The organism is Modicisalibacter xianhensis (genome assembly GCF_900113605.1).
In the GTDB taxonomy this organism is placed as follows: Bacteria; Pseudomonadota; Gammaproteobacteria; order Pseudomonadales; family Halomonadaceae; genus Modicisalibacter; species Modicisalibacter xianhensis.
The window spans coordinates 1-7,658 of sequence record NZ_FOPY01000001.1 but is presented as its reverse complement, the minus strand read 5'-3'; the positions used below and the strand labels follow the sequence as shown (position 1 = coordinate 7,658).

7 protein-coding genes are annotated in these 7,658 nt (G+C 57.7%); all 7 read right to left on the bottom strand.

Annotation, left to right across the window (positions count from 1 at the left end; translation table 11 throughout):
- Positions 1–155: 155 nt before the first annotated feature.
- Positions 156–911: a FadR/GntR family transcriptional regulator gene (locus tag BM194_RS00035; protein WP_092842603.1), complete on the bottom strand. Its 756-nt coding sequence runs from the start codon at positions 909–911 to the stop codon at positions 156–158.
- A 59-nt stretch (positions 912–970) separates the two neighbouring features.
- The gene (locus BM194_RS00030) at positions 971–2,296 is read right to left on the bottom strand and encodes an enolase C-terminal domain-like protein (RefSeq protein ID WP_092842602.1); all 1,326 of its coding nucleotides are present in this window, start codon (positions 2,294–2,296) and stop codon (positions 971–973) included.
- 40 nt (positions 2,297–2,336) lie between these two features.
- Positions 2,337–3,905 carry a galactarate dehydratase gene (gene garD / locus BM194_RS00025; RefSeq protein ID WP_092842601.1) on the bottom strand — a complete coding sequence of 523 codons (1,569 nt, stop codon included), beginning with the start codon at positions 3,903–3,905 and terminating at the stop codon, positions 2,337–2,339.
- A gap of 42 nt (positions 3,906–3,947) precedes the next feature.
- Positions 3,948–5,456, bottom strand: coding sequence for a tripartite tricarboxylate transporter permease (locus tag BM194_RS00020; protein WP_092842600.1), 1,509 nt, complete (start codon positions 5,454–5,456; stop codon positions 3,948–3,950).
- 15 nt (positions 5,457–5,471) lie between these two features.
- Positions 5,472–5,915 carry a tripartite tricarboxylate transporter TctB family protein gene (locus tag BM194_RS00015; RefSeq protein ID WP_092842599.1) on the bottom strand — a complete coding sequence of 148 codons (444 nt, stop codon included), beginning with the start codon at positions 5,913–5,915 and terminating at the stop codon, positions 5,472–5,474.
- Positions 5,916–6,026: 111 nt separating this feature from the next.
- Positions 6,027–7,085: a type 2 periplasmic-binding domain-containing protein gene (locus BM194_RS00010; RefSeq protein WP_244890821.1), complete on the bottom strand. Its 1,059-nt coding sequence runs from the start codon at positions 7,083–7,085 to the stop codon at positions 6,027–6,029.
- 120 nt (positions 7,086–7,205) lie between these two features.
- Positions 7,206–7,658 (bottom strand): dihydrodipicolinate synthase family protein (locus tag BM194_RS00005; protein ID WP_177223294.1); only part of this gene is annotated, 453 nt, incomplete at its 5' end.

The window sequence follows — 7,658 nt, the reverse complement described above, 5'->3', positions numbered from 1 at the left end:
GGGTCGAGCTGCTCGCCGGTGGCCGGGTTGACGGCGTGGATGGCGCTGCTGTTGCCGGCGACGGCCTGCTGGCCGATGAGTGATTTGCCTTCCAGTGTCATGCTTCCTCCTGTATCGAGCATCGTAAGTCTACTGCAATACCCAAGCCTGGCGGCTCAGGCCCTTTGGAACGTGTCGTACATGGTCTTGGCTCGGTTGAGGTGCCGCCACATCATTTCTCGGGCCCTCTGCGACTCACGAGCCAGAATGGCCTCAACGATGGCGGTATGCTCCCCTTCCACCTTGGACAGGTAGGCTCCCGACCCTGACGGGTTTACCTCAGCATCGAGAAGGTTGGCGCGCGGGATGATGCTATGGCGTAGCTGCGTATAGAACGTGGTAAAACAAGGATTACCGGTCGCCTCGGCGATGGCGTAATGGAAAGCATAGTCTTCTTCTCGCGCCAGCGACCCTGCAGCGCAGGCCCGCATGAAAGATTCATGCGCTGCCTGAAGACGCAGCCCCCCCTCGTGGTCATGACGTTCGGCTGCCAGCGCAGCCATGGCCGGCTCGATTTCCAGGCGCAGTTCGAGGATATGCAGAATTTCCTCGACCGTGGCTGGGCGAACCCTTTCTACCGGCATGACTTCAGGCACCGAGGCACGCACCACAGTAGTGCCAACGCCTCGGCGCGTGGCCACCAGCCCCAGTGATTGAAGATGCGCGATGGCCTCGCGAATGACCGTGCGGCTCACGCCGAAGGATTCGCAGAGCCCGTTCTCCCCCGGCAACCTCTGGCCAACCGCGATGCTGCCTGCGCCGATCAGCGCTTCCAACTGATCGGCCACATGCATCGCCAGGCTCCCGCTACGAGACACCCGTTGGACGTTCAACTGTGCCATGTTATTCAGCACTAGAGGTTTACCTGCCATGGCTCCCTGCTCTTGCTTGACTCCGACTACCTTGGCTCATGAGGCCCATGCACGAGCCATCAGCGCACCATGGTGGGTTTCTTGGGGTCGAAGTTCCATCCCGGAATCAAGTACTGCATGGCCATGGCATCGTTGCGCTGGGTGACATCGAGGCTCTTGTAAAGCGCGTGCGCTTCCTCGAGCTTGTCCATGTCCAGTTCGATTCCCAGTCCCGGCGCCTCGGGGACACGCAACTTGCCGTCACGGATCTGGAACGGCTCCCTGGTGATGCGCTGTCCATCCTGCCAGATCCAGTGCGTATCGATGGCGGTGATCTCACCCGGACAGGCCGCGGCCACATGGGTCATCATCGCCAGCGAGATATCGAAGTGGTTGTTGCTGTGCGAACCCCAGGTCATGCCCCACTCGTTGCACAGCTCACCGACGGCAACCGCCCCCTGCATGGTCCAGAAATGGCAGTCGGCCAGCGGAATATCCACGGCGTTAAGCTGCACGGCGTACTGGAGCTGCTTGAAGTCGGTGGCGATCATGTTGGTGGCAGTGGGCAGGCCAGTGCGCTTCTTGAACTCGGCCATGGTCTCGCGCCCGGAATAGCTCTCTTCCTGGCCGCACGGGTCCTCGGCATAGCTCAGCAGGTCGCGGATCGGTGTCAGTACACGGACCGCCTCGTCCAGCTTCCAGGCCCCGTTGGGGTCGAGGGTCAGGCGTGCCTCGGGGAAGGCGTCGTGCAAGGCACGAATGCAGTCCGCCTCTTCCTCACCACGCAATACGCCGCCCTTGAGCTTGAAATCCTTGAAGCCATAGCGCTCATACGCCGCCTTGGCCAGGTTGGCAACGGCCTCGGGCGTCAGGGCCTCGCGGCAGCGCACCTCGTCCCAGGCATCCTGAGGGTTGCTCGGCTTGGGATACGGCAGGTCGGTCTTGTCCGGATCGCCCAGCAGGAACAAGTAGCCAAGCGCCTCGACCTCGTCGCGCTGGCGACCGAACTGTCCCAGCAAATCCGCGACCGGCATGTTCATCGCTTGGCCGAACAGATCGAACAACGCCGACTCGATCGCGGTCAGGACGTGGACCCCGACGCGCAGGTCGAACGTCTGGCGCCCGCGCTCCTCGCGACCGTTGCCGGCCAGCAGCAAGCGACAGCGGTTGAGGGTGCGCTTGACGTCATTGGTCGCAGCGCCTTCCACCAGGGAACGGCACTGCTCCAGGCCCTTAAGGATTCCTTCGCTGGACGGGATTTCCCCGACGCCCTGGTTGCCAGCGCTGTCTTCCAGGATGAGCACACAGCGCACGAACCAGGGCGCGTGCCCACCGCTCAGATTGAGCAGAAAACTGTCGTAGCCCGCGACCGGGACGACACGCATGCTTTTGACGGTTGGGAACATGGCTTGGATTCCTAATGAAGTTGATAACGAGCGAAGATGCTCAAGTCACGGGAGCGGGATTGAACAGGACGAGATCGTTGTGCAGGCCAAGCCGGTCGGCTGCCGCACGCTTTCTACCACTTGCCACATCGAGAATCAGATGGAACAGCTCCCAACCGATATCCTCGATGGAGGCCTCGCCCGTGGCGATGCGCCCTGCATCCAGATCGATGATGTCATGCCAACGCTGACTCAGTGCCGTGTTGGTCGCCACCTTGAGGACGGGGACCATGGGCAAGCCATACGGCGTTCCCCGGCCCGTCGTGAAGACGTGAAGATTCATGCCTGCCGCGAGCTGAAGCGTGCCGCAGATGAAGTCGCTGGCCGGTGTTGCAGCAAAGGTCAGGCCACGCTTGCGAATCCGCTCCCCCGGGCCGATGACGTCGACGATAGGGCTGTTGCCGGACTTGATGATGGAGCCCAGCGCCTTTTCCACGACGTTGCTCAACCCGCCGCGCTTGTTGCCGGGCGAGGGATTCGCGCTGCGATCCGCCTGACCCTGCTCAAGATAGTCGTCGTACCAGGCCATCTGATCCAGCAGTGCCTGGCCGACCTCCTGGTTGATGGCGCGTGGCGTCAGCAGATGAATGGCGTCACGGACTTCCGTCACCTCGGAGAACATGACACTGCCACCGGCACGCACGATCAGGTCGGTGGCGAAGCCCACTGCCGGGTTGGCGGTCACTCCCGAGAAAGCGTCGCTGCCACCGCACTGCATGCCGACGACAAGCTCCGAGGCCGGGCAAGTCTCGCGCTGGCGTCGGTTCAATTTCTCGAGATGGCGCTTGGCCATGGCCAGGATGCCATCGACCATATCCTCGAAGCCGGAAAAACTCTCGTCCTGCAGGCTCAGGATATTCGCGTCGGGGTCTGCGGCCTCGGTGTTCTCGTAGATCTTGACCGGCTGATCGGATACCAGCGTCGAGGGCTGCAGTTTTTCGCAGCCCAGGCCGATGACCATGACCTCACCGCCAAAGTTGGGGTTCAGGGTAATATTCTTCAGCGTACGGATGGGCACGATCGCCGCGGGCGCGTTAATGGCAACGCCACATCCATAGGTGTGATTGAGCGCCACGACGTCATCGACGTTGGGATAGTCGGGCAGCAGTTCACTCTTGATGCGGCGCACCACATAGTCGGTGGTTCCGGCGACACACTGCACACTGGTGGTAATACCCAGCACGTTCTTGGTGCCTACCGAGCCATCGGCATTGCGGAACCCTTCGAAGGTGTAGCCCTCGAGCGGCTCGGCCTCGAGTGCGGATCGCGTCGCCAAAGGCATGTCCTTTAGCGCCGGAGGCTGCGGCAGTTGCACGTTCGTCTCGTTGACGTGCCCGCCCCGGGGAATGTCGCATGTTGCAGTGCCAATCACCTCGCCGTAACGAACGATGGGATCGCCGCTCGCCAAGGCGGACAAGGCGACCTTGTGCCCTTGGGGAATGGCTGTTGCCAATGCTGTGCCATCCAGAAGCCGGGTGCCTTCGGGGAGTCCACCCCGCTCCACGACGATGGCCACGTTGTCATTGTCATGAACCTTGATAACGCGAATCTTCGCCTGGTCAGTACTCATTCTTAGCCTCCTTATCTTGTTGGAATGGTGTGCTGCCCTTACCTAGCTGTAGGAGGCAAAACTTTCCTTCTTGCGTGCACGAACCTTGAGGAAGATGGAGAACGCCAGGGAGAGTACGATGAGACACCAGAGGAAAACGGCAATCGGACTCTTCGTGAAGAAGATGGTCAGGTTTCCGTAGGACTCGAGACTCTTCACGAAATAGACTTCCGCCGAGCTACCGAGAATGAATCCAATGATCAACGGTACAAGTTCAAGCCCTACCTTGGTGGCGATATAGCCGAAGACACCGAAGATCAGCAGAGTCCAGACATCGAACATAATCCCGTAATTGATCGCATAGGCCCCCACCACACACATCATGACGATGATGGGATAGAGAAGATGCTTGGGTACTTCGATAACCTTGGCAATGTACTTGATGGCAAAGAACATGATGCCAAACATCAGGAAGTTGGCGATCACTAGGGCAGCAATCATGATGTACCAGGTATCGAGATTATCCCCGATGAACAGCGGACCGACCTGAATGCCTTGCAACGTAAACGCACCGATCAGGATCGCTGTGGTCGAGTCACCGGGAATGCCAAGCGACAACAAGGGAACCAAGGCACCACCCGTCAATGCATTATTGGAAGACTCCGATGCGACCAGCCCCTGAGGCGCCCCATTCCCCATCTGCGAGGAATCACGAGAAAAGTTCTTCTCCTGGGTATACGCCAGCACCGAGGCGGCACTCCCCCCGACGCCGGGCAGCATGCCGACAAATGTCCCGATCGAGGAGGAGCGTACCAGATTGACCAGCTGGCCCTTGAAGACACTGAAAGAGAAACGTGAGCCCTTGGTCAACTTGATGGTAGGGCTGGCAGCATCGCCTTTGAAGCCCTTTTCCGCATCCTGCAGGATAGTCGTGATACCGAAGATCCCAATCAATACCGGCAGCAGGGAGAATCCGGCGACAAGGTAGTATTCCATGAAATCGAACATCAGGCGCGTCTCGCCATTGCCGCCATCGGTGATTTCATAAGTCCCGATCAGGCTAAGCCACACGCCCAGCACACCACTGAAGATACCCATCAGCATATTCTTGGTCAGCGAGGCGATCACCGTCAGCGCTAGGAAGATGATCAGGAACTTCTCGACATACGAAAACTTGATCGCAAAGTCGGCAAGGACCGGCGCAAAGTAGAACAGGACACCTGCACTGAACAGCCCCCCAAACAGTGAAGCAACGATGCTGATCTTGAGCGCCCGCTCACCTTCGCCCTTCTTGGCCATGGGATAACCGTCGAATGTCGTCGTTATCGACGAGGGCGTCCCCGGAATATTCAACAGTACGGCAGGCACCATGCCGCCAGAAATTCCACCTACATACAAGCCAAGCAGAAGCGCCAGGCCATTGGTCAGGTCAAGCGCATAGGTCAGTGGCAGACAGACAGCGACAGCCATCGTTGCCGTCATGCCAGGAATCGCGCCGAAAATCACACCGATCAAGGCCCCGGCAGCAATTAACGTAAAGAACATTGGGCTGAGATATGACAGAAATTCCATAGCGTTATCCTGCCGTCAAGGAAGTGTGATTCGAAACAGTTCGGACAGCACGTACCAGGCCAAGGCAGGTGCCACAACCGACGTAAGCGCAATTACCAGCACATTCTTCTTGGTTTTCTCGTCGACGTAGAGCAAGGCCAAGAGAAAAATGAAGGGAATGGAAACGAAAAGGAAACCATACCCCGTATTGGGGAAGACATCGCCCACCACTGCCATCATGTAAAAGTAGATAACGATCAGCAGAATGGTGCCGAAAAAGCGTTTCCTATCAAAGCCATCGCTTCCGTGCATTACGGCCTGTCCGGCACGGCGTAATGCCGGAGCAACTTTTTTCGATTTGCTCAACAGGATGATAGCCAGCAGTCCGACCAGAACCCAGGACACTATCCTCGGAAAGAACAAATGCGACTCTTCGAAAGCGATGGACACTTCAAACAAGGATAGAAACTGGTTTTCCATATAAGCCCCACTTACTAAGCAATCAAGCCACACATATCAAGGCGGGTTACACTTGTTAGTGTGGCCATAACGACCGGCACCAAGCATAGCCTGGTGCCGGTAGCGATCCGATTACTGGATATTTTCGATAATGGTTGCGTACTGATCGCGCTTGTCTTTCAGGTACGCCTGGGCTTCACTGGAAGGCTTGAAGTTAGGAATGAAGAACGATTTTTTCTGCTGTTCTTGGATATCGCCTTGCGCATAGATTTCTTCAAGCGCATTGTCGATGCAGCTGACAAGCTTGGGGTCCATATCCTTGTTGTAAAGGAAGAAGAATTCCTTGTCGAAGGTGAAGTTTTGCGACTCACTCTGAGGCACGGTCACGTTCGGGTTGACGTACTGAAGGAGATCTTCCCTCGTTGTCTTGCCCATGCCTTCTTCATTGGTCTGCTTGATCGTATCGTTACGCGCAGTCAGCCAGACGAAGCGCATAGCTTTCTGATCGTCTTCCGGCAAGCGCGTATATTGCTCGTTTGCCTGAACTGAACCGTTGATCACGTCAGCCATGTCATCGAAAAGCAACTGGTTCTTGTCAGCCTGCGAACCGGTATTGACGGCAACAACGTTCTTTTCCATGCCTGGATGCTTCAGCTTCACAGCGTTCTTGAGTGCACTGAAGCCAATTTCTGATACACCACCGGGCTGAATGGCGACGCGTATCTCCTCGCCTTCGCCTGCCGCTGCGATGACCTCATCGATGTTCTGGTAAGGTGAATCCTTGGGCACCAAGTAAGCGTTGCCCGGATTGATCGCGACGGTCGGCCCTACCGTATATTTCTCGAAGATGTTGTCGTAACCCTTCACGCCATAAAGGTTACCCAGGTAGGCCTGGTCATGGAAAATCATGACAGTGTTGCCATTACGGCTACGGTCCAGAGCGCGGAAACCCGCCATCGCACCCACGGCATCCACCTTGGCATTGATGTCCAGCTTCTTGGCCAGGTGATCGGCAACGATGCTGGAGTTCTGGTAGGTATCTCCGCCGGTTGAGGTAGAACCGATGACGACACGCAGGTTGCCTGGGACTGGGCAGTCTTCTTGCGCATGACTCGTCATGGATACCCCGGCAGTCCCTGCAATCGCTACAGCGCAGACAAGCTTGCGAAGGGGCGTTGTCATGAGTTTCATAGAGTCTTCCTTTTTGGCTTGGCGTTTACGAGGCCCTTGTTGATTGTATTGCCCTTGGGCCAGACCTCTCTCCAATGACCGGGCTCATCTGTTATCGTTTCACGAGCCCGGCCAGAGCTCTTACAAACCGTTGGTGTTGTCGATTAGCTTCTTCAGCACATCCCGCTCTTCTGCCGTCGGCATGGTCAGCGGCGCACGTACGTCGCCTGCAGGCTTACCGATGATCTCGGCGCCGGCCTTGATCAGGCTGACCGCATAGCCCTTCTTGTTGTCACGCAGATTGACGAAGGGAATGAAGAACTCGTTGGTGATCGTCTTGACGGTCGCCGAGTCGCCCTGGCGCAGCGCCTTGTAGAACTTGACTGCCATGTCCGGCACGAAGTTGAACACCGCCGAGGAGTAGGTGTTCACGCCGATGGACAGGTACGCCTCGGCGAAGATTTCCGCGGTGGGTACGCCACCCACGTAGACCAGGCGATCGCCGACGGTCTTGACGATCTTGTTGAGTGCCTGGATGTCGCCCTTGCCGTCCTTCAGGCCGATCAGGTTGGGGCAGGCGTCGGCGAGCTGCTG

Excerpts from the sequence above, each read along its gene's own strand:
- BM194_RS00035 (WP_092842603.1), bottom strand. The coding sequence starts at position 911 with ATGGCAGGTAAACCTCTAGTGCTGAATAACATGGCACAGTTGAACGTC.
- BM194_RS00030 (WP_092842602.1), bottom strand. The coding sequence starts at position 2,296 with ATGTTCCCAACCGTCAAAAGCATGCGTGTCGTCCCGGTCGCGGGCTAC.
- garD (WP_092842601.1), bottom strand. The coding sequence starts at position 3,905 with ATGAGTACTGACCAGGCGAAGATTCGCGTTATCAAGGTTCATGACAAT.
- BM194_RS00020 (WP_092842600.1), bottom strand. The coding sequence starts at position 5,456 with ATGGAATTTCTGTCATATCTCAGCCCAATGTTCTTTACGTTAATTGCT.
- BM194_RS00015 (WP_092842599.1), bottom strand. The coding sequence starts at position 5,915 with ATGGAAAACCAGTTTCTATCCTTGTTTGAAGTGTCCATCGCTTTCGAA.
- BM194_RS00010 (WP_244890821.1), bottom strand. The coding sequence starts at position 7,085 with ATGAAACTCATGACAACGCCCCTTCGCAAGCTTGTCTGCGCTGTAGCG.